Raw genomic sequence first — 14,604 nt, 5'->3', positions numbered from 1 at the left:
GGGCGGCAAAGGGCAAATGGCAATGCAAGTGGCAAAGGAAGAGGGGGACGGATTCCATCTCTGCGGCAGAAAAGACCGCCAGTCGGCCCGAATAGGGCTGACCGGCGGTCTTTGTTGACTGTGTTAAAACGGGAGGGCTACCCCTTCTATTCTTTCTGCCCATTCTCCCTTTCGGCCCGCTTGCGGGCCCGCAGGCCGGCAAAGAAATCCCGCAGGAGATGGCGGGACTCCTCCTCCATCAGCTGGACCACCTCTTTGGGACAGTAGGTGAAGGGCTGGGAAAAGAGGTCCACCACGCTGCCGCAGGCGCCGAACTTCTCGTCCTTCGCGCCAAAACAGACCCGGTCGATGCGGGCGTTGATGATGGCCCCGGCGCACATGGCGCAGGGTTCCAGGGTGACGTAGAGGGCGCACTCGGGCAGCCGCCAGCCCCCCAGGTTGCGGCAGGCCATATCAATGGCCTTGATCTCGGCGTGGTCCAGGGCGTTTTTGCTCTGTTCCCTGGTGTTGTAGCCCCAGCCCACCACCCGGCCGCGGTGCACCACCACCGCCCCCACCGGCACCTCGCCCTGGGCCGCCGCACAGCGGGCCAGATCGAGGGCGAGGCGCATGTACTGCCTGTCCATCAGAGGATGCGGGCCTGGGAGGCCATGAGGAAGGCCACCATGCAGAGGCTGATGACAAAACCGCCGGAGCCGATAAAGGCGATCATCTTGGTGGTGAGGGTGTTGGTGTCCTCATAGTCCTCGATGGCAAAGATGGCGCTGTCCTGCCGCGAGAGGTAGGCAATGGAAAAGACCCCCAGCAGGAGCAGCAGGGCAAAGAGGCTGTTTTGCACCAGGGCGTAGGTGGAGGCGCTCACCGCCGTCTGCAGGGTGGTGAGCACCAGGCTGAGGGCATTGTTGACAAAGTGGAGGATAACCGTGGTGAGGATGGAGCCGCTCTTGATGGCCACATAGCCCAAAAAGAGGCCCACGAAGAACATGTTGGGGGCCTTGACAAAGCTCTGGTGGGCCATGGCAAAGACGACGGCGCTGACCACCACCGCAAAGCGATCGCCAAAGCGGCGCAGGGGTTGCAACACCACCCCGCGAAAGACCACCTCCTCCACCACGGCGGGGACGGCCGAGAGGGAGAGGAAGTAGAGCAGGTAGGCGGGCACCGAGGTAATGGCCGGTTCAGTGCTGCTGACAAAGCGGATATTCAGCTGGGAGGCCAGGCCGCTGAGGAGATTGGCCGAGGCGATGCCAACGATGCCGATGGCCAGCAGGATAAAGGTACAGGGCACCAGGGTGCGCCCCTTGACCGCCCCGCGGGGGAGGTCCTTTTTCAGGGAAAAGCCGTTGAGACAGGACACCACCCAGTAGGGGATGACAATCTGCGCCAGGTAGACCAACAGGCGGATGAAGTAGTGGAGGAACTGGTTGGTCAACACCTGGCCGTTTTTCATGATGACCACCCCGGAGGAGAGGAGGGCGAAGAGCCGGGTCAACAAAAAGAAGGAGGCGTTGGAGAGGAAGATGGAGAGGAGGATGGCAAAGCCCAGAATGTTGGCCTGGCGGTGAATCTCCTGAATTTGCAGTTCACTCTTGCCCTTGCCCCTTCCCTCCTGGGGGCCGCCCAGGTAGCCGAAGCCGGCGGAATAGGAGTAGCCCTCCCCCTCTTCCGGCGGGGGGAAGCCCTCAAAGGTCTGCTGGACGCAGTCCCTCTCTCTGCCGTCGCTGTACACCCGCTTGTCCCCCCTCTCGCCGCCTGCGCGAAAAGCGACCGGCCCTGTTCGGCCGGTCCGCCCCAGGCCGGCCTTTGCACTCCAATCGCCGACGCATTGTGATTGATTTCATTATATCAACCCAGCGGGGTGAAATCAAACCGATTGTTTGAACAAACCGTGAAAAGTGGCGAGAAGGGGAGATCGTTTAAAGGGTTTCTATGCGGGAAACGAGGGCAAGGCCTTGGTGCTGCGCCCTATCCAATGTGCTCGTACTTCTTGATAAAGCCCAGCTGGTGCCGAAGGTCTTCCAACTGGTCGATCTTTTCCCAGAGCATCTCTGCCAGCCGATTCCCGTCGATCAAGATGATCCCGCTGTCGTCTGCCAGGGGCTGTATATCCGGATCAAACTGCGCACTGGTGAGAAAGACATACCGGATGTTGTCCTTTGCGAGGGTGATGCCCCCACCGCTCTTTCCCCCTCTAAACTCGTATACGCCCGCCTTCTCTATCATCTCTTTAAACTGAATGATCTGGTTTAAGCCCGTGCTGTCGGTCAGCCCGGTGTGGTGTTTCACCTGTATAAAATAGGCCGTTTTGAACTCGTCTCCCAGGGCGCAGTCACGGATGGCCAGAACATCGGCGTCCGCCTTGCCGTCGCCGCACTGTTTGGACAGCTTTTGGACGGCAAACCCGCTGGCCGCAAAGAGGTCTGCCACCAGCCTTTCAAACCCCTCTCCCCCGTGGTCCAGGGACTGCTTTTTGTAGTCCTGCAAAACGGCGGCGAGGGTCTTTTTGATCTCCTCCATGGCCCGGCCCTCCCGAGCAGCCACCTGGGCCGCGTCGGAGGTGTCTTTTCCGTCCTGGAGAAGGGCGTCAATCTTGGCGGTGACCTCGGGATCGCCGTAAGTCAAGACGGTAAAGCCCGGGACGCCGAGCTTGGAGACCAGGGCGGTGTTTTTCCCGCTCCTGGAAAAAAACAGCGGTTTGCCTGCATCATCCTTTAAAAATGACACCCGCAGCTGATTGGCCATATCCCGCTGCATTTCTGCCGAATCATAGATGTATTCCCCCGTCGAGACGGCCAGGTAAAAGCCCTTGTAACAGGGGACAACCAGCACATCCCCCTTTTGGATCTCGAGAAACCTTCTGATCTCTGCCTTTTTTCTGCCCACGAGGCGGGGGGAGACGCCCCCTTGGTAGTGGACTTCCTCCACCCTTTGCAGAAGGCCGTCCATATCCTGCCGGAGCTCTGAAAAGTTTACCCCGCTCCACCCCACGGCGACCAGCGATCGCTCGGCAAAGGCATCCACGTCTCTGCGCACCCGGACCATGTAGTACTTTCGATTCATCTTGCTTCTCCTTTCAGCATCCATAATTTTCAATGGCGACAGCGAGGTCTTTTTTCACCTGTTCCACCAGCTGCGGCGGCGACAGCAGCGTCACATCTTTGGCATATTGCAGCGCCCAGCAGCGCATTGCCTGAAGGTTGACGCTCACCTTGGCGGTCACCTTGTCCGCCGTCACATCGGAAAACTGCACCTCTTGACCAAACCAATCCAGAATATCGGAAACCAGCGACCGCTTTGCCCGAAAGGAGACGCGAGCGCTCTCGCCGTGAAACATGTAGATGTGCTCGGCCATGTGGCGGGGCAGGTCCAACCCATTTTCAAGCCCCTGCACCAGGCGGGGCGGCTTGGAAGGGGTGTCCAGCAGCCGGATGTCCGTGATGCGATCGAGACGGTAGTTGGCCAGGTTGTCGTATTCGTCGAGGTTTCCAATCAAGTAGTAGCGCCCGTTGGCGGCGACCATCTGATAGGGGTTCACCAAATACCTGCGCGGCTGGCCCCGGCGATCCCGGCGGGGGTGCAGCTGCTTGTCCACATCGCAGCTGTTATACAGAAACTGCACCTGTTTGTTTTGACTGATGGCCTCGTCCAGCACCTCAACGGTCAGGAACAGCTCTCTGTTCTCTGGGGAGTGCTCTGGCAGACTGCGGATGTGGGCGGTCCTCGCGCGGAAGTATCTGCTGGAAAGCCCCTGTATCTTTTCGATCAGATCCCTGCGCTGGCGGTTGGGAATATGCCTTGAAAACAGCAGGCTGTCAATCATCAGCCGCAGCTCTGCCTCGGTAAAATCCCGCACCAGGTACAAGTCGGTATAGAGGGTCTCCTGCTCCCCACCCCTGCCGCGGCGCACCCGCTCGCTGTATCCGATCTCGTAGCCGCTGTCCATCAAATTGACCAGGTTGCGCTTGATGGCCCGCCGGTCCACCTTCATCTGGTACTCTCTCTCCAGAATGTCGGCGATCTCCCGTTGGCTGAGGCGGTGGCTCTCGTCGGTGTATTTCTGCAAAACAGCCAGGAGATCGACAATCAGCGCCTTTTTGGGCTGGACGGTGTACTGCATCGGCCTTTCCTCCTGCAATTTATACCATAGTAACCGAAATATCATTATACGTCAATAATAATATATACTATTTGTCAAATCAATCTCCTGCCTACCCCGCTGGTGGACAGATGATTTCCCTCGGCCCAACTGCGAAAGGCCGCGGCCAGCTCCCCCGTTCTGTGGATCGGTCTCCCCCCGGCAGCCTCTGCCTGCACAACCAAATCGCCCTCCAACTCGATGGCCGCCACATAGCGATTGCCGACTTTGACCCCGATCACCCGCCCCCGGTCACAGTTGCCCCAGCGCAGGCAGTTGTGCAGCTGTGTGCCTGCTTCTCGGTACTCAAAGGTGGCGCGGAGCGCAGCAAATCGGAATTTGCCGACACAGCCGTCCACCGACTTTTCTCCCGGCAGTTGCGCCACCGGAAAACTGTGGACAATGCGGCCGACCTGCCCCTCCCACACGGCCTCAAAGGGATTTTTGCGCAGTGCGAATGATCTGTCCTTCGCGCTGAATAGCAGGTACTTTGAGGCGGTGTCAACCAGACTGTCCAGATGGCGGGATAGGAGACGCCAGGCGCCAACCTCTCCCTTTTGGGCGACCAGGTCCCCCAAAAAAGCGCTCACCCCCGGCAGCGTATGGAGGATGGACAAAAGCCGAAATATATCGGGGGATCGGATGAGCCGCAAGAGCACATCTGGGTTGTGAAAGGGAAGCGCGGCCAGTTCCCGCGCATAGAAAAGGAGGCCCGGACTCTCAAAAATCGCTCTGCGCACCGCCTTTTTGCGGGGAAGGCCAAAGCGCTCATAGACAGCCGGCGCGCCGTCTTTGTCCGCCAGCAGGGTGGCCAGTTCGCCAAATCCTTCGGCAGGGGCGCGGCTTCCCTCTGCAAAGGGAACGGCGCGATAAAACGCGCTCGGATAGCCCTGAAAACGGTTGAAAAGAATCCACTCTTCCAAGGCGGCGCGCCCCTGTCTGAGGGAGGGGTGAAGACGCATTCCAAAGGACGCGGCCAAGGCCTTCTGCAGCTTGGCGCTGGCGCCGATCTCCCGGCTCATCAGCCAGCCCTCCAGAGGCAGGCGCTTTTCTGTGAGGGCGCATTGCCACAGCTGCCGCCCCTGGCAGTCCAACACCCGAAAGCCGCTGCTGTGGGCGGCGTGCTGAAATGTCAGCTGGAGTTCCAGCGGGAACAGCTCGTCCCCCCAGGCGTCCGCGCTCTGCGGCAGTGCCCTGCGCCTCTCTGCGGCCGAAACCCGCTGCGAGACCACTGTGGTGTCCACATCTGTTTTTACTAGGTAGGTATTCCACCGCTGGGCGATCCCCGCCACAAAACCGCAGTGGGGACAGCGCGCCGTCTGCCCATCGCCCAGCGGGGAGAAAGCCTGCCACCGCCTGTCCCGGGGACTGGGCCCAAACAGGGTCGTCTGCAGCGCCCAATCGCAGAAATCGCTCGGCGGCCCTCCGCGTGACGGCTGCAGCCCCTCAACCTGCCCGGCGGGGGAAAAGAAGTGGTCACACCGCCCGCACCGATACCGGAGGCGGGTGAGGTGGATCGCCCCTGTTGCACCGTCTTTTACCGCCCAGCAACAGCTGTCGGGATCGCCCTGAACTTGCAAAAGGGCCTCATAGGGGGCCAGGACCTCTGTTTTTGCACAGGGCAGATGCCCACCGTCTGTCACCTGTACCTGCTGTATGCGCTCCATATCCCCACCTCCTCAAAAGCCAATTTTCACTCGGGCTCTCACAGAGGGCGGGGGCGAAAAATCCTCTGGTTCCAAAACGGCCAAACGCTCTGGGCTGATCTGCTCCAGGCCCATCTTCATCAGGCGGGAAGACTGGCTGATCACCGCCCGCTCTACCAGGTTGCGCGCAAACCGCCCGTTTCCAAAATCGGCGATCTCCTTTGCATTGGCGAAGATGGAGGTGAGCTTTTCCCTGGCTGCAGGGGCGATCTGCAATCCTTTTTTCTGGGCGATCTGCCGGGCAATCTCCCACAGCTCCTCCGGGGTGTAATCAGCAAAGGGCAGGTGGAAGGCAATGCGGGAGCGAAGGCCCGGGTTTCGCTGCAAAAAGGCCTCCATCTTCTCCGGATAGCCCGCGAAGATCACCACCGTGTCAGAGCGGTGGTTTTCCATCTCCTGCACAATGGTATTGATGGCCTCGTCCCCGTACAGGCCATCCTTGTCATCCAACAGAGAGTAGGCCTCATCGATAAACAGGACCCCGCCCTTTGCCTCCTGAAAGGCATCGCGCACCACCTGGGCTGTCCAGCCCACATATTTCCCCACCAGGTCTCCGCGCCCCACCTCGTGTAGAGTGCCCCGGGGAAGAAGGCCGTTGTCCTTCATAATCGACGCAAATAGCCGCGCCACCGTGGTCTTGGCCGTGCCCGGATTTCCCAAAAAGGCCATGTGCATAGACGGGCGCTCCACCCTCTCCCCTCCCCGGGGCCGCAATTTCTGCACCTTGTAGTAAGCCAGCGCCTGTTCCACGACCGTCTTGACCTCTTGCAGGCCCACCATCTGCCTTAGCTCTCGGTAGGCCCCGCCTTTTGCCTTTGCTTTTGCCACAGACTGACTGATGGAAGAGCGCCCACTGTACTGGGGGTAGACGACTTTCTTGAGGTGATCGTCCAGCCAGCTGTCAAAGGCTGCATTGAGCTCGTCGGCCAGAAACCCCTTTTGCGACCCGTTCACTGCGCGGTAAAGGCGTCTGTCGGGGGCCAGCCCAAGCGCCTTGGCCCGCTCTCTCAGATAGGCCTTGGCCCTGTTTTCGAAGACGACCTCCTCGTTGAGTTCGACCAGGGTGCAGTTGCCCAGATGGTGCCAGAATGTCTCCTTGATCCTGGAGCGGCTGCGAGGCAGGCAGAAAATGGTCAATACCCGGTCTTTGTGCGCCTGCATGGCGCGGCAGAGGCGATCGATGTTTCCCGCGCCGATCCTCGCGTACTCCCCCTCCTCTTCCTCTTCGGCAGAGTAGTCAATGACCACCGCCCCTCCCTCGCAGCTGTCGTAAAGGGCTTGCAGGGCGCTCTCCTGCAAGAGCCCACTGCCACTCTCCACTACCGAACAGTATCTCCTGCTGAAAATGCGGTCGTTCTGATGGAGCGCCGTCAGAAGAATTTCGGCCATTCTCTCCCTGGTTTTCTGCCGATCGCTCTGGACCAGGTAGTGCACCGGGTGGCCCCAGGCACAATCCCTCGCCGCCCCTTGAAAGATCCGCTCAATTTCTGGGGACAGGGTTCCCTCGCAGAGCATTTCTGCCGACATGCGCAGCAGCTGCGCCTTGCCTTTCTCCTCGCGCAGCAGGTGCTCGCAGAAGTACAGACCCCTTCGAAAGCGGTCCGCCAACTCTTCCAAGCCAAAGTGCTCCAGCACCTCGCCGTCATCTGCTACATAGTCGCCCCGCTCGGCCATTGCCAGCATAGCGCGCATCGCCTTCAAGGTGATCTCTTCCACCCGGCAATGCCCCACCTGCAGCCCCATGGCCTGCCAAAACTGAGATAGCGCGGTGGAGAGCAGCTCTCTCTCTCTGACAATGACGCCAGCGGTGATTCGCCCATCTCCCACAGAGGACAAGAAGAGAAAGATATTCCGGTCACACTGCTGGTAGATCATCTCCCCCTTTTGTTGGGAGGAAAAGGCGTACTCCTGTCTCTCCCGGTGGTCTTGAAAGCACACCGCCCTCTCGACGTCCGCCGTCACCTTGTAAAACAGCATCTCGGTCCCCCCTTTCCAACTCCAGTATGCCACCGTCCATGTACCTTTTTTGGCGCATCCCCGTCTTGGCTGGGAGAGGTAAAAAAGGAGGAGAGACCGGCCTTGCAGCCCAAGAACTGCAAGGCCGGTCTCTCCTCGATCGCCTCTTTTCGAATCCTACATCCCCTCCGTCCCGTCGGGGAGGCCGAAGACCTTGTCGACCTTGACCCACTGGGGGGAGCCGTTGTACGCCTTTTCGTTTTCCAGGTCGTATTTGATGTCGCTCCAGCTCTTGCCGTTGATGGACTTGGAGCCGGTGGTGCACTGGTACCAACTGCCGTCGTCCCGGTTGTAGATGTAGTTGGCCGTCCAGTTGCCGCTGTTGTTGGCGTTTGTGTTGGCAAAGATCACCAGGGCGTTTTCCGTCTTGTCCTGCTTGACGGTGTTGTAGTAGGGCTGGACGTAATAGGTGCGGCCATCCACCTTCAGTTCGCCCCAGCCGCCGTTTTGCTCGTAGACGGCTTTGCGGAAACTCTCGTTGTTGATGAGGGAGGGGTCTTTGTTGGTGTACATGCTCTCGATCCCCAGCTCCTTGAGCCGCTTCTGCTTTTCGTCCTTGCTCAAGGTGTCGTCCCCCATGATGTCGAGGTAGTTTTTTAAGGCGTTGGCGCCGTATTGGTAGACGGTGCCGGTGTTGACCTGGTTTTGCACCGCCTCGCTCGCGTCCCCCAGGTGTTTGGAGCAGACAAAGATGACCCCGCCGTTTACGTTGTCGTAGAGGGAGAGGTAGGCCCCCCCGTCGGGGCACTCGACCCCCTCCTCCACATAGCCCGTCTCCCGCAGGAAGGGAAGCACCCTGTCGGCCCGGCCGTTCTGGCTGTCCCCCTGCAGTTCCGGCTCCAGGGGGAGGGCCGCCTGGTAGTAGCGGGCGATGTCGCTGCGGTTAATCTGGCAGATTTTCTCGTGGGACTTGTCGATCCACTTCACCATGGAGGGGATGAGGAGGGCCGCCAGCACCGCCAGGATCACCAGCACCACAATGACCTCCACCAGGGTGAAGCCCTGCCGCCCTTTGCGGGCGGCCCGTCTGTTTGCCCTCACTGTGCGCCCCCCTCTCACAGGTATTCCCGCAGATTGGCGGGGGAGGTGGAGGCCAGCAGCGCCGTCTGCCGGTCGATGACGCCCCGGCGGGCCAGGTTGGCCAGGTCGGCGTTCAGGGTGTGCATCCCCTGGGCGGCCCCCGCCTGCATGGGGGTGTCCAGCTGGTGGCACTTGTTCTCGCGGATCAGGTTGAGCACTGCGTCGGTGCCCACCAGCACCTCGGTGGCGGCGATCCGCCCGCCCCCCACCCGGGGGAGCAGCTGCTGGGTGATGACCCCCCGCAGGATGGCCGAGAGCTGGGAGCGCATCTGGGACTGGGCCTGGGGCGGGCAGACATCCACAATGCGGTCGATGGTCTGGGCCGCGCCGGTGGTGTGCAGGGTGGAGAGGACCAGGTGCCCGGTCTCGGCTGCGGTGACGGCGGCGGAGATGGTCTCGTAATCGCGCATCTCCCCCACCAGGATCACGTCCGGGTCCTCCCGCAGGGCCGAGCGCAGGGCGGCGGCAAAGGAGGGCACGTCCCGCCCCACCTCGCGCTGGTGGACGGTGGCCCGTTCGGGGGTGTAGAGGTACTCCACCGGGTCCTCCACCGTGAGGATGTGGGCGGGGCGGCTGCGGTTGATGCGCTGGATCATGGCCGCCAGGGTGGTGGACTTGCCGCTGCCGGTGGGGCCGGTGACCAGGATCAGCCCCCGGGGACTGTCGGCCAGCTGCCCCAGTACCGGGGGCAGAGAGAGCTCCTCCAGGGTGGGGATGTGCTCGGACAGCAGGCGGATGGCCGCCGCCGGCTGGCCCTGCTGCCAGAAGATGTTGACCCGCTGCCGCCCCTGCGGCAGGGCGAAGGCAAAGTCCATGTCCTCCCCCCGGCAGAGGCCCTCGGGCCGCTCGCCCTCGGCCAGGGCGCGGATGAGCGCCTCAACCTCGCCGCTGTCCAGCGAAAAGGGGGCGGGGAAGAGGGCGCCGTCCCGGCGCAGGGCACAGGGGACCGGGGCCCCCGCGGTGAGGTGGATGTCGGAACACCCGCTCTGCCGCCCGCAGGCGACCAGCTCCTGAATGGTCATCTTGCAAAACCTCGTTTCTCTCGTCTCGCGCCGGCGTCAGTCGGCGTAGTAGGTCACCTTGAGGAATTCCTCCACTGTGGTGACCCCGCTTTGCACCAGTTGCAGGGCGCTGTCGCGCAGGGTGCGCATCCCCTGCTCCTCGCGGGCGTACTGGGCGATGTCGTCCATGGGGGCCCCTGCGGAGATCATTCGCCGGATCTGCCGGTCGACCAGTGCCACCTCGTGGATGGCGATGCGCCCCTTGTAGCCGGTGTGCCCGCAGATGTGGCAGCCCTTTCCCCGGCGCAGCCGGGGCAGGTCGGCCCCCAGGGCGGCCCGCTCGGTCTCGTCGGGGACGTACTCCTCGGCGCAGTGGGGGCAGACTTTGCGCACCAGCCGCTGGGCCACGATCCCCACCAGGGAGTTTGCCACCATGTAGGCCGGCAGCCCCATGTCCTGCAGGCGGACGATGGCCGAGAGGGCGTCGTTGGTGTGGAGGGTGGAGAAGACCAGGTGGCCGGTGATGGCCGCCCGCACCGAGATGGAGGCGGTCTCGCTGTCCCGGGTCTCCCCCACCATGATCACGTCGGGGTCCTGCCGCAGCAGGGCCCGCAGCCCCGCGTCGAAGGTGAGGCCGGCGGCGGTGTTGACCTGCATCTGGTTGATGCGGAAGATGTCCCTCTCCACCGGGTCTTCAATGGTGGAGATGTTGAGGGTGCGCTCGGCCATCCGCTCCAAAATCATGTAGAGGGTGGTGGTCTTGCCCGAGCCGGTGGGCCCGGTCATGTAGATGATGCCGTGGGGGGAGCGGAGCATCTGGGAGAACTTTTGGTAGTTGTCGTCGTCCATCCCGAACTGGCCCGCCCGGTCGATGGGGGTGTTTTGGTTGAGGAAGCGGAGCACCGCCTTCTCCCCGTAGATGGTGGGGACGATGGAGACGCGGATGTTGACGTCCTGCCCGTCCACCTTCTGGCGAAAGTGGCCGTCCTGCGGCTGGCGGCGCTCGGCGATGTCCAGCCCGGCGAGGATTTTAATGCGGGTGATGAGGGAGGGGTGGATGGCCGGGGAGAGGGTGACGTAATCGACGATCACCCCGTCCAGCCGCATCCGCACCGAGGTCTGGCGCTCAAAGGGCTCGACGTGGATGTCGCTGGCCCCCGAGTTGTAGCCCCGGTCCAGGAGGCTTGCCAGCAGCTTGACCACCGGGGCGTCGCCCTCCCCCTCCTCCACCTCGATGGGGGAGATGGGCAGGGGCTCCACGTCCTTGTTGGCCTGCTCGGCGGCCAGTTTGGCCCCGATCTCGGCGTAGTAGTGGGCGATGGCCGCATCGATGGGGGCCTTTTCGGCCAGCACCGAGTCCACCGGCAGGCCGGTGATCTGGCGCACCTCCTCGGTGCCGTAGAAGTTGAGGGGGTCGCTGGTGGCCACCACCAGGTGCCCCCCCTGCTGGGCCACGGCGATGACCCCGTGGCGCAGGGCCAGCTGTTTGGGGATTTTGCCCACCGCGTCGGTGTCCACCTCATAGGTGGCCAGGTCCACCACCGGCAGCCCCATCCTCTGGCCCAGGGCCTCCAGCTTTTGGCGCTCGGTGACAAAGCCCATGTCCTCGAGAATTTCGCCCAGGCGGCGGCTGCGGTTTTGCTTTTGGGCCGCCAGGGCCTGCTGCAGCTGCTCCTCGGTGATGTAGCCGTACTCCTTGAGCACCTCGCCGATGGGTATGTTTTTCATGGATACTCCCCTTTTCCTCTGTGTTGCGGTCTCGGCCGGTCAGCTTGCCCCCTGCCCGCTGGCAAAGAGGAAGGCCGGGTCCTCGCTCTCGCCGGCCGGTCCTTCTGCCGGGACACCGCCAATTTCCAAGTTGAGCAGCTTGACGGTGGTGCGGGTGGTGTAGCAGACCTCCCCGCCGGCGCGGTGGACCCGCACCGCCAAGTCCAGGTAGTGCTGGTCGTGCAGGGCGGCGGTGACGGACAGGGTGCGCCCCTGGTAGAAGGCGTCGCCGTAGTAGTCGATCCCCTGGCCGGGCTGGGGGTCCCCCTCCCCGCTGTTTCGGTACCAGAGGCGGCCGTCCTCCACCCAGACGGCCTCGGGGGCGGAGAGGTCGCCCCCCCCGGCGAGGCGCAGTTCGGTGGCGTAGCGCAGCTTGCCCGAAAGCCACTGGCAGGCGGCGTCGCCGATGCGCTTTTCCTCCCCCAGCTGGGCGCTGCGGCCCAGCAGGTTGCCTCCGGAGAGGATCATCCCCCCCGCCAGGGCCACCACCAGCACCAGCAGCAGGAGCACCACCGACACCTCCACCAAAGTCCAGCCGCGGCGGGCGGCCGGGCCCCTACTGCGCCGGCGCATCGGGAATAAAGACCCGGTGGCTGATGGCCGGGTTCTCCGGGTCGGTGACGGTGATGGTGCGGCCCTTTACACTGCGGGTCGCGCCGTTGAGGGTGTAGGTGAGGGCGCTCTCCTCCTCTGTGCTGTCCACCTCGTCGGCGGGGGGGAGGCCGCCGGCGAGCATCTCCAGGGCGGAGATGGTCTTGTCGGTGCTGTTTTTGGTGTCGGTTCCCCGGCGGATCAGCTTGCCCGCCGCCGAGAAGCCGGTCACCAGGATGAGGGCGACAATCGCCAACAGGGCCAGGGAAACCACCACCTCCACCAGGGTCATCCCCCCGGTGGCGGCGGGCTTTGCCCGCTCTCTGCGCTCCATCTTGCGCCCTCCTCTCTCTTTCTCTTCTCCGCTAGGCCGCCTCGTAGCGCACCAGCTTCCAGCGGCCGCTGCTGGGGGCGGCGGGTTTTCCCACCTCGGTGGGGCGGGAGTGAAACTGGATGTCGGCCCGGTTGCACTGCAGGTGGTCCACGTAGGCCGCGCCGCGGATCTCCCCCCAGAGGGTGAGTTTGGTCTCCCCTCCCCCCAACACGTAGAGGTTGAGGTTGTCCGGCTGGCTCCACCTGCCGCTATATGCGGTTTCAAACTCGGTCTGGCTCCACTGGGAGGCGCCGTCCTCGAGGACGATGAAGACCCGCACGTCCCCCTCGGTGGCCGGGCGGACAAAGTTGCACTGCAGCTTCTGCCCGGCGGGGACGACGACGTAGCAATCGCCGCTCCCCACCACCCGGACGGTGGCGTTTTGCTGCCAGCCGCCCTCGCAGCGGTACCAGTGCTCCCCCTCGCCGCCGATCTCCACTGTGGCGCCGTTTTCCAGCCGCAGGGTGGCCGTATTCCCATCGGCGGGGCCGCTGGGAAGGCGGGGGCGGGGGACGGCGGGGCTCTCGCTCCACTGGGGCTCCACGCTCCAGCGGACGGTGTTTCCCCCGGCTCCGGTGGCCCCCGATCTGACGATGGGGGCGCGGTAGGTCACCACCCGGTTCTGGGAGCCCACCTCCTGAAAGTCCTGCAGCACCACCATGTCACAGGGGGCGTCCGGGGTGCCGAAGGTGTAGGTGTAGCCGCCCAGCCACCAGTGGTTGGCCACCATCCCGGTGAAGGGGCCGCTCTCCCCCCCGCCGCCGGGACCCTCTCCCGCGCTGCCGGTGGACGGCGGGCGGTATTCCAGTTCGGTCTTGTGGCCGGTCTCCACCGCACCTGCACAGTAGATGCTGCCGGTCAACTCGGTGTCCCCGCCCAGGAGGACCTCGGTATCCGCCCCGCCGCAGATGTAGAGGGGGGCGTTGTCGGGGTTTTCAAAGCCGTACTCGGTCTGAAAGAGGGGGGCGCTCCCCCCCGCCCCGGGCTCCCCCTCCTCCAACAGGACGAAAATTTGCACGTCGGCGGTGTCCTCGTCCCGGACGATCTTGCTAAGATAGAGTTTCTGGCCCCGGGCGACCCGGATGTAGATGTCCTGATCCCCGGTGATCGTCAGCACCGAGGGGGAGGTGCTCCCCTCGAACTGGTACCACTGCTGGCCGCCCCCCAGGGTGGCGCTCCAGGTGCCGGCGGGGAGGGTTTTCACCCCCTCTTCGGGGAAGGTGATCTGGGGGAGGGAGGCGGTGATCTCCTGGTTGACCGGCTCCCGGTTCGCGCCGTCGTACCCCACCTCTTTGGGCCAGCTGCAGCCGGGGGCCAAAACGGGGGGGAGGTCGGCGTGGACGTGGCCCTTCTGCCCGGTACCGGAGCGGATGCTCTCGAGCACGTACATGGCCGAGGCGTCCCCGTCCCCCGCATCCCCCTCCAGTTCCAGCTGGCCGCTGACGGTCCACCGGCCGCCCACAAAGCCCACAAAGCCGGAGAGGTCGGTGACCGGCAGGTCGCCGTCGCCGCCCCCTTCCCGGGTGAGGCGGCCCACCACCGTCTGCTCCTGGGAGCCGTAGCGGGCGGTGGCGGTGATGGTGATGACCCCCTCCTCCGGCCGGGCAATGGTGGCGGTGCAGCTGCCCATCCCCTCGGTTTGGGGGATTTCCACCCGAATGCCCTCGGGGGTGGTGGGGACCAGTTCCGACTGCTGCCCCGCCTCCAGCGCGTGCAGCTGGGAGGAGAGGGCGTCCACCGCCGAGCGGGCGGTGAGGTAGGCCTGCTGCCGGCTGTCGTTTTGGATGCTGCGCTGGGAGAAGGAGAGGGCCAGGGTGAGCACCCCGGTGGCGAAGATGGCGATGATGGCCAGCACCAGCACCGACCAGAGCATGGCGGAGCCCCGCTCTCGCTGTTGTTTGGCGCGCACGGCAGATCTCTCCCTTCTGCGGCGGT

The 14,604-nt window shown here is 63.5% G+C and carries 12 protein-coding genes; all 12 read right to left on the bottom strand.

Going from position 1 to position 14,604, the window contains the following annotated elements; genetic code table 11:
- Positions 1-146: 146 nt before the first annotated feature.
- Positions 147-626 carry a nucleoside deaminase gene (locus tag HJY11_RS03005; RefSeq protein ID WP_208074605.1) on the bottom strand — a complete coding sequence of 160 codons (480 nt, stop codon included), beginning with the start codon at positions 624-626 and terminating at the stop codon, positions 147-149.
- The gene (locus tag HJY11_RS03000) at positions 626-1,729 is read right to left on the bottom strand and encodes a CPBP family glutamic-type intramembrane protease (RefSeq protein WP_208074604.1); all 1,104 of its coding nucleotides are present in this window, start codon (positions 1,727-1,729) and stop codon (positions 626-628) included. Before HJY11_RS03000 ends, HJY11_RS03005 begins: the two co-directional genes overlap by 1 nt.
- A 236-nt stretch (positions 1,730-1,965) precedes the next feature.
- Positions 1,966-3,060, bottom strand: a complete 1,095-nt coding sequence (locus tag HJY11_RS02995; protein WP_208074603.1) for a restriction endonuclease — start codon at positions 3,058-3,060, stop codon at positions 1,966-1,968.
- Between the two features lie 13 nt (positions 3,061-3,073).
- Complete coding sequence (locus tag HJY11_RS02990; protein WP_208074602.1) at positions 3,074-4,117, bottom strand: helix-turn-helix transcriptional regulator; 1,044 nt, start codon at positions 4,115-4,117, stop codon at positions 3,074-3,076.
- Positions 4,118-4,191: 74 nt separating this feature from the next.
- On the bottom strand, positions 4,192-5,802 hold the full coding sequence (locus HJY11_RS02985; protein ID WP_208074601.1) for a hypothetical protein: 1,611 nt from the start codon (positions 5,800-5,802) through the stop codon (positions 4,192-4,194).
- A gap of 12 nt (positions 5,803-5,814) precedes the next feature.
- A complete protein-coding gene (locus tag HJY11_RS02980) occupies positions 5,815-7,818 on the bottom strand; it encodes an AAA family ATPase (RefSeq protein ID WP_208074600.1) in 2,004 nt (667 codons plus the stop codon).
- Positions 7,819-7,974: 156 nt separating this feature from the next.
- Positions 7,975-8,898, bottom strand: coding sequence for a prepilin-type N-terminal cleavage/methylation domain-containing protein (locus HJY11_RS15605; RefSeq protein WP_208074599.1), 924 nt, complete (start codon positions 8,896-8,898; stop codon positions 7,975-7,977).
- A 14-nt stretch (positions 8,899-8,912) separates the two neighbouring features.
- On the bottom strand, positions 8,913-9,959 hold the full coding sequence (locus HJY11_RS02970) for a type IV pilus twitching motility protein PilT (protein WP_208074598.1): 1,047 nt from the start codon (positions 9,957-9,959) through the stop codon (positions 8,913-8,915).
- A gap of 36 nt (positions 9,960-9,995) precedes the next feature.
- The gene (locus tag HJY11_RS02965) at positions 9,996-11,666 is read right to left on the bottom strand and encodes a GspE/PulE family protein (protein WP_208074597.1); all 1,671 of its coding nucleotides are present in this window, start codon (positions 11,664-11,666) and stop codon (positions 9,996-9,998) included.
- Between the two features lie 39 nt (positions 11,667-11,705).
- A complete protein-coding gene (locus HJY11_RS02960) occupies positions 11,706-12,278 on the bottom strand; it encodes a hypothetical protein (protein WP_208074596.1) in 573 nt (190 codons plus the stop codon).
- Entirely contained in the window at positions 12,262-12,630 is a 369-nt protein-coding gene (locus tag HJY11_RS02955) for a type II secretion system protein (protein WP_208074595.1), read from the bottom strand. Before HJY11_RS02955 ends, HJY11_RS02960 begins: the two co-directional genes overlap by 17 nt.
- A 31-nt stretch (positions 12,631-12,661) precedes the next feature.
- Positions 12,662-14,578, bottom strand: coding sequence for a type II secretion system protein (locus HJY11_RS02950; protein WP_208074594.1), 1,917 nt, complete (start codon positions 14,576-14,578; stop codon positions 12,662-12,664).
- Positions 14,579-14,604: the final 26 nt, after the last annotated feature.

Origin of the sequence: Bittarella massiliensis (ex Durand et al. 2017) (assembly GCF_017566145.1) — a bacterium.
In the GTDB taxonomy this organism is placed as follows: Bacteria; Bacillota; Clostridia; order Oscillospirales; family Ruminococcaceae; genus Bittarella; species Bittarella massiliensis_A.
The sequence above is the reverse complement of the archived record's forward strand: the minus strand, read 5'-3'. Positions and strand labels throughout refer to the sequence as shown.